The organism is Bradyrhizobium sp. CCBAU 11434 (assembly GCF_028128895.1).
Lineage (GTDB): Bacteria > Pseudomonadota > Alphaproteobacteria > Rhizobiales > Xanthobacteraceae > Bradyrhizobium > Bradyrhizobium zhengyangense.
The window spans coordinates 220,370-237,860 of the sequence record NZ_LBJX01000095.1; the positions used below are offsets into that span (position 1 = coordinate 220,370).

Below are 17,491 nucleotides of genomic sequence, written 5' to 3' on the forward strand. Positions count from 1 at the left end.
AGAGGAAATCGGCCCAATATTTCCCCGTAAGTTACTGGAACTACATGAATATCGTCATTGTGGAGTCGCCGGCGAAAGCCAAGACGATCAACAAGTATTTGGGCTCGTCCTATGAGGTTCTGGCCTCATTTGGCCATGTCCGCGACCTCCCTGCGAAGAACGGTTCCGTCGATCCCGACGCCAATTTCAAGATGATCTGGGAGGTCGACCCCAAGGCGGCCGGCCGGCTCAACGATATCGCCAAGTCCCTGAAGGGTGCCGACCGCCTGATTCTGGCGACCGACCCTGATCGCGAGGGCGAAGCCATCTCCTGGCATGTGCTGGAGGTGATGAAAGAGAAGCGCGCGCTGAAGGATCAGAAGATCGAGCGCGTGGTGTTCAACGCCATCACCAAGCAGGCCGTCACCGACGCGATGAAGAACCCGCGCCAGATCGATGGCGCCCTGGTCGACGCCTATATGGCGCGCCGGGCGCTGGACTATCTGGTCGGCTTCACCCTTTCTCCCGTGCTGTGGCGCAAGCTGCCGGGCGCCCGCTCGGCGGGCCGTGTGCAGTCGGTGGCGCTGCGCCTCGTCTGCGACCGCGAGCTCGAGATCGAGAAGTTCGTGCCGCGCGAATATTGGTCGCTGATCGCGACCCTGCTGACGCCCCGCGGCGATGCCTTCGAGGCGCGCCTCGTCGGTGCCGACGGCAAGAAGATCCAGCGCCTCGACATCGGCAGCGGCGCTGAGGCCGAAGACTTCAAGAAGGCGCTGGAACTGGCGACCTACGCGGTGACCGCGGTCGATGCCAAGCCGGCGCGCCGCAATCCGCAGGCCCCCTTCACCACCTCGACCTTGCAGCAGGAAGCCAGCCGCAAATACGGCTTTGCGCCGGCGCACACCATGCGCATCGCGCAGCGCCTTTATGAGGGCATCGACATCGGCGGCGAGACCACCGGACTCATTACTTATATGCGTACCGACGGCGTGCAGATTGATCCCTCTGCGATCACCCAGGCGCGCAAGGTAATCGGCGAGGACTATGGCAACGCCTACGTCCCGGATGCACCGCGCCAGTATCAGGCCAAGGCCAAGAACGCCCAGGAAGCGCACGAAGCGATCCGCCCGACCGATCTTTCCCGCCGCCCCGACAGCATGAGCCGCAAGCTCGATGCCGATCAGGCGCGGCTCTATGAGCTGATCTGGAAGCGCACTATCGCCAGCCAGATGGAATCGGCCGAACTCGAGCGCACCACCGTCGACATCACGGCGAAGGCCGGCGGTCGCACGCTGGAGCTGCGCGCCACCGGCCAGGTCGTCAAGTTCGACGGCTTTCTGGCACTCTATCAAGAAGGCCGCGACGACGAGGAAGACGAGGACTCCCGCCGCCTGCCCGCGATGAGCCCGAACGACGCACTCAAGCGGCAGTCGCTTTCCGTCACCCAGCATTTCACCGAGCCGCCGCCGCGCTTCTCGGAAGCATCGCTGGTCAAGCGCATGGAAGAGCTCGGCATCGGCCGGCCCTCGACCTATGCCTCGATCCTCCAGGTGCTGAAGGACCGCGGTTACGTCAAGCTGGAGAAGAAGCGCCTGCACGGCGAGGACAAGGGCCGCGTCGTGGTGGCGTTCCTGGAGAGCTTCTTCAGCCGCTACGTCGAATACGATTTCACGGCCAATCTCGAAGAGCAGCTCGACCGCATCTCCAACAACGAGATCTCCTGGCAGCAGGTGCTGAAGGATTTCTGGACCGGCTTCATCGGCGCTGTCGACGAGATCAAGGATCTGCGCGTCGCACAGGTGCTCGACGTGCTCGACGACATGCTGGGCCAGCACATCTATCCGCCGCGCACGGATGGCGGCGACATCAGGCAGTGCCCGAGCTGCGGCAACGGCCGGCTCAATCTCAAGGCCGGCAAGTTCGGCGCCTTCGTCGGCTGCTCGAACTATCCGGAGTGCCGCTACACGCGCCAACTCGCCGCCGACAGCGAGACCACCGCCGACCGTTCGCTCGGCCAGGATCCGGAGACGGGTCGCGATGTCTGGGTCAAGGCCGGCCGCTTCGGCCCCTACATCCAGCTCGGCGAGCAGAAGGATTATGAGGAAGGCGAGAAGCCGAAGCGCGCAGGCATCCCCAAGGGCACATCGCCCAGCGATATCGAGCTCGAGCTTGCGCTCAAGCTCTTGTCGCTGCCGCGCGAGATCGGCAAGCATCCCGAGACCGGCCAACCGATCACGGCCGGCCTCGGCCGCTTCGGGCCGTTCGTGAAGCACGAGAAGACCTATGCCAGCCTTGAGGCCGGAGACGAGGTCTTTGACATCGGCCTCAATCGCGCGGTGACGCTGATCGCGGAAAAGGTTGCCAAGGGCCCGAGCCGTCGCTTCGGCGCCGATCCCGGCAAGGCGCTCGGCGATCACCCCTCGCTCGGCACCGTCACCGTGAAGAGCGGCCGCTACGGTGCCTATGTCACCGCGGGCGGCGTCAACGCGACGATCCCGGCCGAGTTCGAAAAGGACACGGTGACGCTGGCACAGGCGATCGCACTGATCGACGAGCGCGCCGCCAAGGGCGGCGGCAAGGCCAAGACAACCACCAAGACGGCAAAGAAGGCTGCGAAGCCGGCCAAGGCCAAGAAGACTGCAGAGAAGGCCGCGGACGGTGACGACACCGCGCCGAAGCCAAAGAAACCGGCCGCGAAGAAAACCGCGGCCAAAACCAAAACCGAATCCACCAGCAAGGCGCGCGCAGGCGTGGCGTCGACGGCAAAGACCTCGGCGACCAAGTCAGGTGGCGCAGCCAAAGCTCCGGCCAAGAAGAGTGCCGGCACCAATTAGAGGTTAAGTGAAACGCAAGAATGACCATGGCTTTCCCGACAGGCAAGCCATCGTCGCCTTCATCAAGGCACATCCAGGAAAGGTCGGAACCCGCGACATCGCGCGCGAGTTCGGCCTGAAGAACGCCGATCGCATCGAGCTCAAGCGCATTTTGCGCGAGCTTGCCGACGACGGCACCATCAAGAAGAAGCGCCACACCGTCTCCGAGCCGGACAGTCTGCCGACGACGCTGGTCGCCGACATCACAGGCCGCGATTCTGACGGCGAGCTGATCGCCTCCCCCAGCGAATGGGACGAGGTCGAGAGCGGCGAGCCGCCAAAGATCCTCATCACAATGCCGCGCCGGCCGAAGCCGGGTACCGCCGCCGGCGTCGGCGACCGCGCACTGCTGCGGGTCGAGCCGACCAACGAGAACGAAGGCCCGGCCTATCGCGGCCATATCATCAAGGTCTTCGACAAGACCAAGAGCCGCATTCTCGGGGTCTTCCGCAGTCTGCCTGAAGGTGGCGGACGGCTGGTCCCTGTCGACAAGAAGTCCGCCGACCGCGAGCTGAACATCGCAGCCGCCGACACGCGCGGCGCGCAGGACGGCGACCTCGTGAGCGTCGACATCGTCCGCACCCGTAGTTTTGGGCTGGCTTCGGGCCGGGTCAAGGAGAAGCTCGGTTCGGTCAAGTCGGAGAAGGCGATCAGCCTGATCGCGATCTACGCCCACGACATCCCCTTGCAGTTCTCCTCCGCCGCCGAGCGCGAGGCGGAAGCGGCGGAGCCGGCTAACCTTAGGGGACGCGAGGACTGGCGCGACGTGCCGCTCGTCACCATCGATCCGCCTGACGCCAAGGATCACGACGACGCGGTGCACGCGCAGGCCGATCCCGATCCGAACAACAAGGGCGGCTTCATCGTCGACGTCGCCATCGCGGATGTGAGCTTCTACGTGCAGCCGGGCACCGCGCTCGATCGCGCCGCGCTCGACCGTGGCAACTCGGTCTATTTCCCCGACCGCGTCGTGCCGATGCTGCCCGAGCGCATCTCCAACAATCTCTGCTCGCTGGTGCCGGGCGAGCCGCGCGGCGCGCTCGCGGTGCGGATGATCATTGCGCCCGACGGCCGCAAGCGCTCGCACAGCTTCCATCGCATCCTGATGCGCTCAGCCGCCAAGCTGAGCTACGCGCAGGCACAAGCCGCGATCGATGGACGGCCTGACGACACCACCGGCCCCCTGCTCGATCCGATCCTGAGGCCGCTCTATGTAGCCTATGCCTGCGTCAAGCGGGCCCGTGACGAGCGCGATCCGCTCAATCTCGATCTGCCCGAGCGCAAGATCCTGCTGAAGAGCGACGGCACGGTCGACCGCGTCGTCGTGCCCGAGCGCCTCGATGCGCACAAGCTGATCGAGGAGTTCATGATCCTCGCCAATGTCGCGGCGGCCGAGATGCTGGAGAAGAAATCGCTCCCGTTGATCTACCGCGTGCATGACGAGCCGACGCTCGAAAAAGTCCACGCACTCTCGGAATTTTTGCAAACGCTCGATGTTCCCTTCGCCAAATCAGGCGCGTTGCGCCCGGCTCTGTTCAACCGCGTGCTGGCGCAGCTTGAGGGCCACGACCACTTCCCGCTGGTGAGCGAGGTGGTGCTCCGCGCCCAGGCGCAGGCGGAATACTCCTCCGAGAATTACGGGCATTTCGGCCTGAATTTGCGCCGCTACGCGCATTTCACCTCGCCGATCCGCCGCTATGCCGACCTCGTCGTCCATCGCGCGCTGGTCCGCGCATTGGGCCTGGGCGAAGGCGCCCTGCCCGACAGCGAGACCGCGGAATCGCTCGGCGAAGTCGCCGCGCATATTTCGCTGACCGAACGGCGTGCGATGAAGGCGGAGCGCGAGACCGTCGACCGCCTGATCGCCCATCACCTCGCCGACCGTATCGGTTCGACTTTCCAGGGCCGCGTCTCCGGCGTCACCCGCGCCGGCCTGTTCGTCAAGCTGAGCGAGACCGGCGCCGACGGCCTGATCCCGATCCGATCCCTCGGCACGGAATATTTCAACTATGACGAGAGCCGCCACGCGCTGATCGGCACGCGCAGCGGTACCATGTACCAGCTCGGCGACGTCGTCGACATCAGGCTGATCGAAGCGGCCCCCATCGCCGGCGCGCTGCGTTTCGAGTTGCTGTCGTCCTCAAGCGAGACGAGCCCGCGCGATCGCAGGCGACCCGGCCCGCAACGTCGTCCCTCGTTCAAGGCGCATCCGGGCCGCAGTCCGGATAAAAAACGCAAGCCGTCAAAGCCCAAGCCCGGCAAGAAGGGCAAGGGTAAGAACAAGGGCAAGAGCAAGGGCAAGAAGGGCAAGGCATGGTGACCATGAGCACGGCGCCAAAGATCTGGACGCGCGAGACCGGCCTCATCGAGAAGCGCGATCTCTGGGCCGCGATGAAGCGCGGCTTTCGCGGCCGCTGCCCGCGCTGCGGCCAGGGAAAGCTGTTCCGCGCCTTCCTCAAGACGGCGGACAATTGTGCAGCTTGCGGCCTCGACTTCACGCCGCACCGCGCCGACGATCTGCCCGCCTATCTCGTGATCGTCATCGTCGGCCACATCGTGGTGCCCTCGATCCTCTGGATCGAGACCAATTACACGACGCCGGTCTGGCTCAGCTTCGTGGCCTACCTGCCGTTCACCTTCTTTGCGTCGCTCGCCCTGCTGCAGCCGGTGAAGGGAGCTGTGGTCGGCTTGCAATGGGCTCTGCGCATGCACGGGTTTGACGAGAACCCGCCGGATGGTATTCCGCCTGTGTAAGCACAATAAGCAAGAACAGTCCGGGTGAGGATATGAGCGACACGGCGCAGACGACCGAGAAGGCAAAAGTCCACGAGGAAAAGGAAGCCGATCACCATCCCTATTTCCGCCCGCGGGATGCGGCGACGCTGATCCTGGTCGATCGCAGCGGCGGCACTCCAAAGGTGTTGGTCGGCAAGCGCCACGACAAGGTGGTGTTCATGCCCGGCAAATTCGTCTTCCCAGGCGGCCGCGTCGACAAGGACGATCACCGCGTGCCGTGTGCTGCCCCCATCACCGCCCAGCTCGAAGCCAATCTCGCCAAGGGCAGCCCGAAGACGCCGGCCTCGCGCGCCAAATCGCTGGCGATTGCCGCGATCCGCGAAGCCTGCGAGGAGACCGGCCTCTGCCTCGGCCGCAAGAATGAAGGCAAAGCAAAACTCGAAGGCCCCTGGAAGCCGTTCGCCGATGCTGGCCTCCTGCCCGATCCCTCCAGCCTGTTCCTGATCGCGCGCGCGATCACCCCGCCCGGCCGCGTGAAGCGGTTCGACACGCGCTTCTTCACGGCAGATGCCTCCGCGATCACCCACCATGTCGAGGGCGTGATCCATGCGGATGCAGAGCTGGTCGAACTGGTCTGGGTCGAACTCGGCTCAAAGCCGCTCGCCGATCTGCATCCCATGACACGGAATGTCCTCAACGAGCTCGACACGCGTCTTGCCACCGGCCCGCTGCGTCACGATGCGCCGGTGCCGTTCTTCCACTTCTACGGCGGCAAGATGCAGAAGGATGTCTTGAGGTAGCGTTTTCAAGCGAAGTGGCTACCGGTTCGCGTGAAGAAAACGCGTCAAAACAAGACTCTTAATCCGCGTCCGGCTCCGTGCCGACATAATCGCGCGCCGGCAAATTCAGGGCACGCCCGAGCTCCTGAGCAAGCTGGTTGGCGTCCTCGCGTTTGGTGAAGCTCATCAGCGAAATCGCTTCGGTGCCCTTGTTGCCGCAGAGATTGACGTCGTAGGTGGTCAGTTGAGGATCATAGTCGTCGGTGATGCTGATGAAGTGATAATCGGCGAGATCACGGGACTTTCGAAAATTCAGCGGGCCGAACTGCCTGGTGACGACGATCTGGCGCAACGCCTCGTTGAGCACGACGAAGGTGCGGAAGGTCAGCAGGATCAGGCCGGGAATGCCGACGAGCAGCCCGAGGCCCGAAAACACCAGCACCGGCACGAGGTCGTCGGCGAGCCGGCCGAAGCCGGAGAAATCCTGGCGCAGCCCGAGCGCGACATTCCAGAGCAGATAGCCGCTGGCCGCCAGCAGCGGCAGCGACAGCAACCGGCCAAACCAAGGCATCGGCCGGTCGATCCGGACGATGCTGCCGTCTACGGTCATTGCACTGGCCATGTCATGCTTTCCTTCGGTTCTTGGCTTGGTCGGATCGACCGGCCGATTGGTTCGAGAGCCGCCCCGCTCTCGTCCCCTCATGGCCCTCAATGACGCGATTGTGCTGAGCGTGTCGCGAAAAACAAAAAATTCTTCTTAGCCATCCCAATGGCGGAGTTCCCCGGCGTGCCTATGTGTTTGCGAACGACATCAAGAACGGACCAGGGCGCGATGGTACAACGGCAACTCAAGCTTGGCGCGTTCATGCGCCCGATCAGCATCCACACCGGCGCCTGGCGCTATCCCGGGGCCTGGCCCGACGCTAACTTCAACTTCGGTCACATCAAGCAGCTGATCCAGAAGCTCGAGGCCGGCAAGTTCGACGCCTTCTTCATGGCCGATCATTTGGCCGTGCTGAACATGCCGGTCAATGCGCTCAAGCGCAGCCACACCGTCACCTCGTTCGAGCCGTTCACGCTGCTCTCGGCGCTCTCCGCCGTCACCGAGCGCATCGGCCTGATCGCGACCGGCTCGACCACCTTCGACGAGCCCTATCACGTCGCCCGCCGCTTCGCCTCGCTCGACCATCTCAGCGGCGGCCGCGCCGGCTGGAACATCGTCACCACCTCCAACCCGGATGCGGCGCTGAATTTCGGCCTCGACGACCACATGGAGCACGCCGAGCGCTACAAGCGCGCCCGCGAGTTCTACGACGTCGTCACGGGCCTCTGGGATTCCTTCGCCGACGACGCCTTCGTGCGCGACGTCGAGAGCGGGCTGTTCTTCGATCCCGCAAAGATGCACGTGCTCGACCACCAGGGCAAATATCTGAAGGTGCGCGGCCCGCTCAACATCGCCCGTCCCGTGCAGGGCTGGCCGCTGATCGTGCAGGCCGGCGCCTCCGAAGACGGCAAGCAGCTCGCGGCCGAGACCGCGGAGGCGGTGTTCACCGGCGGCGGCAGCCTCGCCGACGGACAGAAGCTCTATGCCGACATCAAGGGCCGCATGGAGAAGATCGGCCGCGACCCCGAACACCTGAAGATTCTCCCCGGCGCCTTCGTGGTGGTCGGAGACAGCGTCGACGAGGCGAAGGAGAAGCGCGCGCTGCTCGACAGCCGCGTGCACTACGACAGCGCCATCGCGTCGCTCTCCGTCATCCTCGGCACCGATGCCTCCGGCTTCGATCCTGATGGACAGCTGCCCGACATCCCCGAGACCAACGCCAGCAAGAGCGGCCGCCAGCGCATGGTCGACCTCGCCCGGCGCGACAAGCTCACCGTGCGCCAGCTCGCCCAGCGCGTCGGCGGTTACGGCGGGCTGTCCTTCGTCGGCACGGCGAAAACCATCGCCGACCAGATGGAGGAATGGCTGGTCGGACGCGGCTCCGACGGCTTCAACATCATGTTCCCGTTCCTGCCCGCCGGCCTCGACGATTTCGTCGACAAGGTCGTCCCCGAGCTGCAAAAGCGCGGGATTTTCCGCAAAGAGTATGAAGGCGCCACTTTGAGGGAGAATCTGGGCCTGCCGCGGCCGAAAAACCGCTTCTTCGAGGCCTAATCGGCCCGATTTGAGTGGTTTTCCAGCCCTAAAACCTTGACATCAGGCGGTTTCTGGCTAGGTTGCCGGCCAACGCGGGCCGTTTGGCCGGCTCCAGATTCCCCAATTTTCTGAGGTTCAGAACATGGCCAAAGCGGTCACCATCAAGGTCAAGCTCGTGTCCTCGGCCGACACCGGCTTCTACTACGTCGCCAAGAAGAATTCGCGCACCATGACCGACAAGCTGGTCAAGAAGAAGTACGATCCCGTCGCGCGCAAGCACGTCGAGTTCAAGGAAGCCAAGATCAAGTAAGATCGCGGTACACGCTGACGATTTTGCGGGGCCCTTTCGGGCCCCGTTTTCGTTTGCGTCTCCGATCTCTCCAAACGTCATTGCGAGCGCAGCGAAGCAATCCAGAATCCCTCCGCGGAAAGACTCTGGATTGCTTCGCTGCGCTCGCAATGACGGAGCATAGAGTGGCAGCACGCGCCCCTCTCCTGTCCCGCACGCGCAGCACGCCGCCAGCCTCGCGAAATCCCGGTATGGTTAGAAGGAGTAGCCTCGCGGCCTTCCATTGCGGGGTGGATACTCCTCCACTCTAACCGTCCATGAATCGCAGAGAGCGCCGAGCCACCGCGGCCAAACATTCCGGAAGGGTCACGCCGGCCACACTCTGCCAGGCCGGCTTTGCGCATCTTCAATCGGGACGCATTGCCGAAGCCGAGCTGTGCTGCCAGCAGGCGTTGACGCTCGACGAGCAACATCCGGATGCGCTTCACCTGCTCGGGGCGCTCTGCTTTCACGCGCAACAACCTGACGCAGCCGTGGAATGGATTGACCGCGCCGTCCAACAGGCGCCGAAGGCAGAATATCTCCTCAGCCTTGCGACGGTGCTGGAGCGACTGGGCCGGCTCGAGGACGCTCGCCAGCATTTCAGCAAGGCCTCGAGTCTCAAACCCGATGATGCCAGCCTCTGGAATCACATCGGCAATCTGCTCTGGCAACTCGGGCACAAGGACGAAGCCGCAAGGCACTTGCAGCAGGCATTGAAGCTCAATCCGAATTACTGGGAAGCCGCGCACAATGGTGGCATGCTGCTTCTTGAACTCGGCCGGCATGCGGAGGCCGTGGAATGCTTCGACATCGCCGAGAGGCTGAACCGAAGCTCCGCGGCCCTGTATCAGATGCGCGCCGTTTGCCTCTCCGCGCTCAGCCGCTTCGACGAAGCAGAGGCCGACTACGAAAGATCCATCGCGCTCGATCCGGGCCTCGCGGAGACGCACAACAATCTCGGCCTGTTGCATTGGCGCTTTGGCCGGCTGGAACAGGCCTTTGCCTGCCTCGATCGGGCGCTGGCGCTTCGCCCGGATTCCCATGCCGTGCTCAACAACAAGGCCGTGGTGTTGCTGCACCTGCAAATGCTGGACGAGGCTTTCGCGACCCTGCACAGATCGCTCGCGGCCGCCCCCGACGATGCGCAGACGCTGTTCTATCTGGCGACGCTTCAGCTCCTCACCGGCGATTTCGAGCGCGGCTGGCCCGCTCGCGAGGCGCGCTGGAGATTGCCGTCAGTCGGCCTGGTCGATCGCGGCTTTTCAAAACCGCTCTGGCGCGGCGAGCGGCCGCTCGAAGGCAAGACCATCCTGCTGCACTCCGACGAGGGGCTAGGCGATGCGATCCAGTTCGCCCGCTATGTGCCGATGGTGGCGGCATCAGGCGCGCGCGTCATCCTGGAGGTCGAGCCTCCGATCCAGCAGCTTCTGGGCGGCATCGAAGGAGTCGCAGAATGTGTCGGCCGATCGTCGACGCCAGCCTTCGACCTGCACTGCCCCTTGGGAACGCTGCCGCTGGCATTCGGGACGCGGCTCGATACGATCCCGCTCGCGCAAGGCTATATTCCTGCCGCGCCAACAGCGCGCGTAAAAGCGTGGCAAGACCGGCTCGGTCCCCACGATCGCTTTCGCATCGGCCTGGTCTGGGCGGGCAACCCCGATCACAAGAACGATCACAACAGATCGATGGCCCTGCGCACGCTCGCGCCGCTGCTCGATTGCGACGTCCAGTTCGTCTCCTTGCAAAAAGGCGTACGCGATCAGGACCGCTCCTTCCTCAACGAACGCCGTGACATCGTCGACCTCACGGAGCAGCTCACCGATTTCAGCGAAACAGCGGCGCTGATCTCCTGTCTCGATCTCGTGATCTCCGTCGACACCAGCGTCGCCCACCTCGCCGGCGCGCTTCGAGCCCCCGTCTGGACGCTGGTGCCCTTCAATCCTGATTGGCGCTGGCTGCTCGAGCGCGATGACAGCCCGTGGTATCAGTCGATGCGGCTGTTCAGGCAAACGCAGCGAGGGGACTGGACTGGCGTCGTGGAGAACGTTCGCGACGAATTGGAGGGCCGGGTTTCAGCGTGGCGGTCAAAGCAGGATCAGGCTTTGCTCCTGCCGGTGTGATCAAGTCACCACCGCTCGTGTCCCGGACTCGCTGCAGCCTAGGCGATGCGCGACATCGTCCGGCAACGCTGCTACGCGGGGCCGAATTTTCTGATCCGTCATCCTGAGGTGCGAGCCACGCGGCGCAGTTGCGCGGAGGTGACAATGAAATACCAAGTGACTCAGGCCGTCCGCATCACCGGCGCCGGCGGCTGCGACGGCCTGATCAGCGCGAACGCGACCTGGATGACGCCGCCGGCAAGGCCGAGCGCGACGCCGATGCGCCAGGCCATGCTGTAGGAGCCGAGCGCGTCGTAGATCAGCCCTCCTCCGTAGGCGCCGAGGAAGCTGCCGATCTGATGGCTCATGAAGGCGAGGCCCTGGATCATGGCCTGCCAGCGCAGGCCGAACATCTCGGCGACGGCTCCCGCAACCAGCGGGCCGACGCCCATCCACAGAAAGCCCATGATGGCGCCGAACAGCAGCGTCGAGAACGGCGTCGCCGGCAGCATGAAGTACCAGGCGAGCGCCAGCGAGCGCAGGACGTAGATCGCCCCTAACAGCGCGAGCTTGTTCCAGCGCTGGCCGGCCCAACCGAAGAACAGCGAGCCCAGCACGTTGAAGCCGCCGATCATGCCGAGCGTCTGCGCGCTGAGCATCGGATCTAGGCCGCAGATCGCCAGATACGACGGCAGATGCGTGGTGAGGAACACGAGCTGCATGCCGCAGACGAGATAGGCGCAAGTCATCACCACGAAGGCGGCATTGCCGAACGCGGCCTTCGCTACGGACGCTGCCGTGGCATCGCCGAGGTCGTCAGCGGCCGGCTTCGGCAGTGGAATGGCGTCAACACGGCCAGCATACCACGCGGCGGGGATCATCAGCACCGACATGACGACGAAGCCGGCAAGGCCGATACGCCAGCCAAAACCTTCATTGAGCATCTGCCCGATCGGGGCCGACAGCAGCGCGCCGAGCGAGCCGGCGCCGGAGACGATGCCGAGCACGGTCGAGCGCACTGTTGCAGGGACCGCGCGCGCCGCCACCGACATCGCGATCGCCGCAGCCGTGCAGGCCAGCGAGGTGCCGATCAGCACGCCGGCACCGATCATGATGCTGACGAGACCGTTGGCGGTCGCCATCAGGATGAGGCCGACAATGTACATGAGCGCGCCCACGATCATGATCGGGCGGAAGCCGAAGCGCACCGTCATCGCGCCGGCGAGCGGCTGGAGGAAGCCCCAGGCGAGGTTTTGAACCGCAAGCGCCAGCGTGAAGTCCGATACCGAGAGATGGATGTCGTGCGTCAGCGGCTGCATGAAGATGCCGAGCGATTGCCGCAGCCCCATGCTCAGCGTCAGCATGATCGAGGCGCCGATCAGGATCGGCAATGTCGGACGCAGGACCTGCAACAGGGGCATTTTTGTTCTCCCTCATGGGCGCGGCACGCGCGGCGGCATCTGCATTTCGCGTTGATTTTGATTACACAGACCTGTGTAATTAGTCTATAAGAGGCCGGCGCTGTCAAGCCAACAGGACGCATCACGACGCATGGCTCCCCCACCCGCCCCACAGACGATGAAAGAGCGGATCCTTCAGACCGCCGACAAGCTGTTCTATCTGCAGGGCATTCGCGCCATCGGCGTCGACACCATCGCAGCCGAGATCGGCATCTCCAAGCGCACGCTCTACAACCACTTCCCGTCCAAGGATGCGCTGATCGCGGCCTATCTGGAGCGCCGCTTCGTCAGCGCCCGCCCCTCCGACAGGCCGCCGGTCGAGCAGATTCTCGGCACCTTCGATTCGCTGGAGCGGCGTTTCTCAGCCAAGGATTTTCGCGGCTGCCCGTTCGTGAATGCGGTCGCCGAGCTCGGCCCCACGGACCGCGCCGTGAAGAAGATCGCCATCGCCTTCAAGGAAAGCCGCCGCGTCTGGTTTCGCGAACGGCTGAACGAGCTAGGGGTTGCGGAAGCAGATGCGCTCGCAACGCAACTCGTGCTGCTGGTCGACGGCTCGATCGCGCAGGATTTGGTGCGCGACGATCCAGCGATGGCGCGGGCAGCCAAGGAAGCGGCGAAGGTGTTGTTGCGGAATGCGGGGGTGGATGTGGGGGGTGATGCGAAGCCGGCCGTGAAGGGCAAGCGCGCGCCGCAATAACCGCTGTCGCAGCATGCCCAGATGTCATCACCCGCGAAAGCGGGTGATCCAGTATTCCAGAGGCAGTTGTGATTGAACGAGAGGCTGCGGCGTACTGGATTCCCCGCCTGCGCGGGGAATGACAGCGGAGGGTGTGGCGCTAGCGACTGCACACGACTATCACGCCGCCTGCGACACCACCCGATTGCGCCCATCGTGCTTGGCACGATACAGCGCCATATCAGCACGCTTGAGGACGTCGGCGACCGCCTCGCCCTTCTGCTCCAGCGTGGTCAGGCCGATCGAGATCGTGACCTCGACCCGCTTGGTGCCCTTGTGGATGGCGAAGGGCTCGCCGGCAATCGAGCGGCGCAGGCGCTCGGCGACCATGCCGGCGACGTGGAGATCGGTCTCCGGCATCACGATGACGAACTCCTCGCCGCCGTAGCGGCAGGCCAGATCGATGCCGCGGATCGACTTGCGCACGCGCACCGCGAACTCGCGCAGCACGTCGTCGCCGCCGTCGTGGCCGAAATTGTCGTTGATCGACTTGAAAAAGTCGATGTCCAAAATCATCAGCGCCAGCGGCTTGCCGCGCGTGGATGCCTGCTCGGCGAGCGTTGCCAGATGGCTTTCCATGTAGCGGCGATTGTGCAGGCCGGTGAGCGCGTCGGTGATCGCCATCTCGATCGAGTTCTGCACGTTGTCGCGCAAATGATCGGTGTAGCGGCGGCGGCGAATTTGGGTGCGGGCGCGCGCCAGGAGCTCGGTCTTGTCGATCGGGCGCAGCAGATAGTCGTTGACGCCGATCTCCAGGCCACGCAGCAGCCGCGTGGAGTTCTCGGCTTCCGCAATCGCCAGGATCGGCACGTGACGCGTGCGCTCGAGCGAGCGGGCCTGGCTGCACAGCCTGAGGCCATCGAAATTGTTGAGGTCGAGCGAGACGATCAGGAGATCGTAGTTGCCCTCGGCCGCGTGGAACAACGCTTCGGTCGGATTGGGCTCGACGTCGACGGTGTGCTCGGCGGCGAGGATCGTCGCCAGCCGCTCGTAGGACGACGCGCGATCGTCGACCAGGAGGATGCGACCGCCCTTGCCGGTGTCGGCCACGGCACTGCGCTCGGGCGCCTGCATGCCGATCTCGAGCGAGGTGATGGCGCGCATGCGCAGCTCGTCCGTCATCATCTTCAGTCGCGTCAGCGAGCGCACGCGCGCGATCAATACGACGTCGGAGACGGGTTTTGTCAGGAAGTCGTCGGCGCCGGCCTCGAGGCCACGGTTGCGATCGGCGGGGCTGTCGAGCGCGGTGACCATCACGACGGGAATGTGGTGCGTAGCCGGATCGGTCTTGAGGCGGCGGCAGACTTCGAAGCCGTCCATGTCGGGCATCATCACGTCGAGCAGGATGATGTCGCATTCGGCGCGGCGGGCCAGCGCCAGCGCTTCGGTGCCGTTCGAGGCGGTCATCACGTCGAAATATTCGGCCGAGAGACGGGCTTCGAGGAGTTTGACGTTGGCGGGAACGTCATCGACGACAAGGATACGCGCGGACACTTTGAACTCACTTCCTATCCGATAAAACGCCGGACCGTCTCAATGAATTTGCCGACCGAGATCGGCTTGGACAAATAGGCTTCGCAGCCGCCCTCGCGGATGCGCTCTTCGTCGCCCTTCATCGCGAAGGCCGTGACCGCGACGACGGGAATGGAACGCAGCTCCGGATCGTCCTTGATCCAGCGCGTCACCTCGAGGCCGGAGACCTGAGGCAATTGGATATCCATCAGCACGAGGTCGGGCCGCATCTTGCGGACGAGGTCGAGCGCCTCGTAGCCGTTGCTGGTGCCGGTGGTCTGGTAGCCGTGCGCCTCCAACAGGTCACGGAAGAGCTTCATGTTGAGCTCGTTGTCTTCCACGATCAGGACGGTCTTAGCCATCCCGCCCTCCTGTTTGGTCCAAAGACCGATGCATGTGACGCCTCAGGCGCCGCTTTCCGGCGCTTCGAAAACTGGATTCAAACTAGCCTCAGATTCGCTTGAGTTTCGTTAAACCCGAGGGGCCACTTTCTGCGATGTGGTTTCCAGTTGCTTGTTTGGGCCAGCAGGATTCGAGGCCGAGACTCAGTCCCTAGACTCGGGCATATTCCAAAGTAGACACCGAAAGTTAACGGAAAGGCAAACCGGGCCCTTGAAAAAGCCTGTTCACAACCCCCGCGAAGTCGCTGAAATCGTTGCGATTCAGGCTCTGTCCTTTGTCGCCGGCGAGCCTGAAAGGCTGGGCCTGTTCCTGGCCGAGACAGGGGTCGGTCCGGAGACGCTCCGGAATGCCGCCTCGGACCCGAATTTCCTGCTCAGCGTGCTCGATTTCGTGCTGCGCGATGACGACACCGTGAAGGCCTTTGCCAAGGCCTCGGAGCTGCATCCGACCAACGTTGCCGCCGCGCGGCAGGTGCTGGGCGATGCGCTCGGCGACCGGACCTGGGAGCGCGACGTGCCGTGACCGCCCCCGATGCGGCCGGACCCCGCTGCTTCTGCCGGGATTGTCTGGCCGATCTGGATATGGGCGGACGGCGCTGTTCCGCCTGTGGCTCCCCTCGCCTCGTCCGTCACCGCGCGCTTGCGGGGCTCACCATCGCCCATGTCGACTGCGACGCCTTCTATGCGACGGTCGAGAAGCGCGACAATCCTGACATCGCCGACAAGCCGGTCATCATCGGCGGGGGCAAACGCGGCGTGGTCTCGGCCGCCTGCTACATCGCGCGGACCTATGGCGTCCGCTCGGCGATGCCGATGTTCAAGGCGTTGGAGGCCTGCCCGCATGCGACCGTGATTCCGCCTGACATGGCGAAGTATGTCCGCGTCGGCCGCGAGGTGCGCCAGGCCATGCAGGCGCTGACCCCGTTGGTCGAGCCGCTGTCGATCGACGAGGCCTTTCTCGATCTCTCCGGCACCGAGCGTGTGCACGGCATGATCCCCGCAAAAGTGCTGGCGCGCTTTGCCCGCGAGGTCGAGCGCGACGTCGGCATCACCGTTTCGGTCGGCCTGTCCTGCAACAAGTTCCTGGCCAAGATCGCCTCCGACCTCGACAAGCCGCGCGGCTTCGCCGCGCTCGACCAGGAGGAAGCGCGGACCATGCTGGCGGAAAAGCCGGTCGGCTTCATTTTTGGCGTTGGCCCGGCAACGCAAGAACGTCTCATGCAGCACGGCTTCCGCATCATCGCCGATCTCCAGAAGGCCGACGAGATCGAGTTGATGCGACAATTTCCGAGCGAGGGCCGCCGGCTGTGGCGGCTGGCGCGCGGTATCGACGATCGCCGCGTCGAGGCCGATCGCGGCGCCAAGACGATTTCCAGCGAAACCACGTTCGAGACCGACATCCGCGATTTCGCGACGCTGGAGAAGATCCTGTGGCGGCTGTGCGAGAAGACGTCGTCGCGGCTCAAGAGCAGCGAGCTTGCCGGCTCGACCGTCACGCTGAAGCTGAAGACGGCTGACTTCCGCCAGCGCACGCGCTCGCAGTCGATTGCAGCCCCGACGCAGCTTGCCGCAAAGATCTTCTCGATCTGCCGCGAGATGCTGGCGAAAGAGATCGACGGCACCGCCTTCCGCCTGATGGGCGCCGGCGTCAGCGCGCTCCGCGACGGCTCCCCCGCCGACGACACCGACATGCTCGACCGCCGCGCCGCCCATGCCGAGCGGGCGGTCGACAGTCTGCGCAAGAAGTTCGGCAATGCCGCAGTCATTCGCGGCCTTGCTTATGACGGGCCGGAGAAGGTGCAGGAGTGATGGCGGCCTGCCTCCACATCGTCATTGCGAGCGCAGCGAAGCAATCCAGACTGTCACCGCGGAGAGATTCTGGATTGCTTCGCTGCGCTCGCAATGACGGCACGCGGCAGGGCCGCGACCCGAGAGACAAACCATGCCAGCCGAACGCGATCTCGACGCGCTACTGAAGAATGTGAAGCCGGAGCTGCAGCCGGGCAACTTCGTGTTCTGCACGATCGCGACGGATGCGCCGCTTCCCGCGACGCTCAATCCGCTGCTGATGTTCCGCGAGCAGGAAGGAACGACACTGGTCATCCCGCGTGAAGAGGCCGAAGCGGCAGGACTAAACGATGCATTCCCCTGCCGCCTGATCACGTTGACAGTCCACTCTGCACTCAATGCCGTGGGATTCCTGGCGGCCATCACCGCGCGCCTCGCTGCAGCCGCCATCAGCGTCAATGCCGTATCAGCGTTTCATCATGACCATCTCTTCGTGCCCGTGGATCGCGCCGACGAGGCGATGGCTCTGTTGCAAAACATGAGCGGGACGAACTGAGCCCAGGCTGTGTACTCATAAGGGCCTGGCCGCCCGACGTCTGCTCAACCCCTGAGAACGGCAGGAAGGCGGGCGTGTGCTGAGGACGCGGAAGGGCCATT

At 64.3% G+C, this 17,491-nt stretch carries 15 protein-coding genes; 11 read left to right on the forward strand and 4 right to left on the reverse strand.

Features of this window, described 5'->3' with window-relative positions; all coding sequences use genetic code 11:
* Nucleotides 1–44: 44 nt before the first annotated feature.
* From topA to XI06_RS26730, 4 genes are read left to right on the forward strand one after another with little or no spacing between them, the layout of a single operon-like run.
* Nucleotides 45–2,813, forward strand: a complete 2,769-nt coding sequence (topA, locus tag XI06_RS26715) for a type I DNA topoisomerase (RefSeq protein WP_237861640.1) — start codon at nucleotides 45–47, stop codon at nucleotides 2,811–2,813.
* A 7-nt stretch (nucleotides 2,814–2,820) separates the two neighbouring features.
* A complete protein-coding gene (rnr, locus tag XI06_RS26720) occupies nucleotides 2,821–5,172 on the forward strand; it encodes a ribonuclease R (protein ID WP_271606919.1) in 2,352 nt (783 codons plus the stop codon).
* Entirely contained in the window at nucleotides 5,166–5,606 is a 441-nt protein-coding gene (locus tag XI06_RS26725; protein ID WP_237873392.1) for a DUF983 domain-containing protein, read from the forward strand. The genes rnr and XI06_RS26725 overlap by 7 nt, the downstream gene beginning before the upstream one ends.
* Nucleotides 5,607–5,638: 32 nt before the next feature.
* The gene (locus XI06_RS26730; RefSeq protein ID WP_271606920.1) at nucleotides 5,639–6,388 is read left to right on the forward strand and encodes an NUDIX hydrolase; all 750 of its coding nucleotides are present in this window, start codon (nucleotides 5,639–5,641) and stop codon (nucleotides 6,386–6,388) included.
* A gap of 58 nt (nucleotides 6,389–6,446) precedes the next feature.
* On the opposite strand, the gene XI06_RS26735 is transcribed toward XI06_RS26730, so the two are convergent.
* Nucleotides 6,447–6,989, reverse strand: a complete 543-nt coding sequence (locus tag XI06_RS26735; protein WP_237873388.1) for a hypothetical protein — start codon at nucleotides 6,987–6,989, stop codon at nucleotides 6,447–6,449.
* A gap of 210 nt (nucleotides 6,990–7,199) precedes the next feature.
* On the opposite strand from XI06_RS26735, the gene XI06_RS26740 reads away from it, so the two are divergent.
* From XI06_RS26740 to XI06_RS26750, 3 genes are all read left to right on the forward strand, one after another.
* Nucleotides 7,200–8,525: an LLM class flavin-dependent oxidoreductase gene (locus XI06_RS26740; RefSeq protein ID WP_271606921.1), complete on the forward strand. Its 1,326-nt coding sequence runs from the start codon at nucleotides 7,200–7,202 to the stop codon at nucleotides 8,523–8,525.
* A gap of 124 nt (nucleotides 8,526–8,649) precedes the next feature.
* Nucleotides 8,650–8,817, forward strand: coding sequence for a 50S ribosomal protein L33 (rpmG, locus tag XI06_RS26745; protein ID WP_057756569.1), 168 nt, complete (start codon nucleotides 8,650–8,652; stop codon nucleotides 8,815–8,817).
* Nucleotides 8,818–9,113: 296 nt separating this feature from the next.
* Nucleotides 9,114–10,958, forward strand: a complete 1,845-nt coding sequence (locus XI06_RS26750; protein ID WP_271606922.1) for a tetratricopeptide repeat protein — start codon at nucleotides 9,114–9,116, stop codon at nucleotides 10,956–10,958.
* Nucleotides 10,959–11,119: 161 nt separating this feature from the next.
* Here the strand turns inward: XI06_RS26750 and XI06_RS26755 are convergent, their stop codons facing one another.
* The gene (locus XI06_RS26755; protein ID WP_271606923.1) at nucleotides 11,120–12,358 is read right to left on the reverse strand and encodes an MFS transporter; all 1,239 of its coding nucleotides are present in this window, start codon (nucleotides 12,356–12,358) and stop codon (nucleotides 11,120–11,122) included.
* 130 nt (nucleotides 12,359–12,488) lie between these two features.
* Between XI06_RS26755 and XI06_RS26760 the strand changes: the two genes are divergently transcribed.
* Nucleotides 12,489–13,094, forward strand: a complete 606-nt coding sequence (locus XI06_RS26760; RefSeq protein WP_237873382.1) for a TetR/AcrR family transcriptional regulator — start codon at nucleotides 12,489–12,491, stop codon at nucleotides 13,092–13,094.
* Nucleotides 13,095–13,253: 159 nt separating this feature from the next.
* Here the strand turns inward: XI06_RS26760 and XI06_RS26765 are convergent, their stop codons facing one another.
* Nucleotides 13,254–14,627 (reverse strand): PleD family two-component system response regulator, encoded by a 1,374-nt coding sequence (locus XI06_RS26765; RefSeq protein WP_237861628.1) that lies wholly within the window; start codon nucleotides 14,625–14,627, stop codon nucleotides 13,254–13,256.
* Between the two features lie 14 nt (nucleotides 14,628–14,641).
* Nucleotides 14,642–15,007: a response regulator gene (locus tag XI06_RS26770; protein WP_007603272.1), complete on the reverse strand. Its 366-nt coding sequence runs from the start codon at nucleotides 15,005–15,007 to the stop codon at nucleotides 14,642–14,644.
* A gap of 250 nt (nucleotides 15,008–15,257) precedes the next feature.
* Here XI06_RS26770 and XI06_RS26775 point away from each other — a divergent pair, with 250 nt between their 5' ends.
* The 3 genes from XI06_RS26775 (at nucleotide 15,258) to XI06_RS26785 (ending at nucleotide 17,390) form a co-directional block, all read left to right on the forward strand.
* The gene (locus tag XI06_RS26775) at nucleotides 15,258–15,569 is read left to right on the forward strand and encodes a DUF3572 domain-containing protein (RefSeq protein WP_128951365.1); all 312 of its coding nucleotides are present in this window, start codon (nucleotides 15,258–15,260) and stop codon (nucleotides 15,567–15,569) included.
* Nucleotides 15,566–16,855, forward strand: a complete 1,290-nt coding sequence (locus XI06_RS26780) for a DNA polymerase IV (protein WP_271606924.1) — start codon at nucleotides 15,566–15,568, stop codon at nucleotides 16,853–16,855. Before XI06_RS26775 ends, XI06_RS26780 begins: the two co-directional genes overlap by 4 nt.
* A 133-nt stretch (nucleotides 16,856–16,988) precedes the next feature.
* Nucleotides 16,989–17,390, forward strand: a complete 402-nt coding sequence (locus tag XI06_RS26785) for an ACT domain-containing protein (RefSeq protein WP_271606925.1) — start codon at nucleotides 16,989–16,991, stop codon at nucleotides 17,388–17,390.
* Nucleotides 17,391–17,491 lie beyond the last annotated feature (101 nt).

Coding starts and splice junctions, on each gene's coding strand:
- XI06_RS26735 (WP_237873388.1), bottom strand. CDS start 6,989: ATGGCCAGTGCAATGACCGTAGACGGCAGCATCGTCCGGATCGACCGG.
- XI06_RS26770 (WP_007603272.1), bottom strand. CDS start 15,007: ATGGCTAAGACCGTCCTGATCGTGGAAGACAACGAGCTCAACATGAAG.
- XI06_RS26785 (WP_271606925.1), top strand. CDS start 16,989: ATGCCAGCCGAACGCGATCTCGACGCGCTACTGAAGAATGTGAAGCCG.
- topA (WP_237861640.1), top strand. CDS start 45: ATGAATATCGTCATTGTGGAGTCGCCGGCGAAAGCCAAGACGATCAAC.
- XI06_RS26755 (WP_271606923.1), bottom strand. CDS start 12,358: ATGCCCCTGTTGCAGGTCCTGCGTCCGACATTGCCGATCCTGATCGGC.
- rpmG (WP_057756569.1), top strand. CDS start 8,650: ATGGCCAAAGCGGTCACCATCAAGGTCAAGCTCGTGTCCTCGGCCGAC.
- XI06_RS26725 (WP_237873392.1), top strand. CDS start 5,166: ATGGTGACCATGAGCACGGCGCCAAAGATCTGGACGCGCGAGACCGGC.
- XI06_RS26740 (WP_271606921.1), top strand. CDS start 7,200: ATGGTACAACGGCAACTCAAGCTTGGCGCGTTCATGCGCCCGATCAGC.
- XI06_RS26730 (WP_271606920.1), top strand. CDS start 5,639: ATGAGCGACACGGCGCAGACGACCGAGAAGGCAAAAGTCCACGAGGAA.
- XI06_RS26760 (WP_237873382.1), top strand. CDS start 12,489: ATGGCTCCCCCACCCGCCCCACAGACGATGAAAGAGCGGATCCTTCAG.
- XI06_RS26750 (WP_271606922.1), top strand. CDS start 9,114: ATGAATCGCAGAGAGCGCCGAGCCACCGCGGCCAAACATTCCGGAAGG.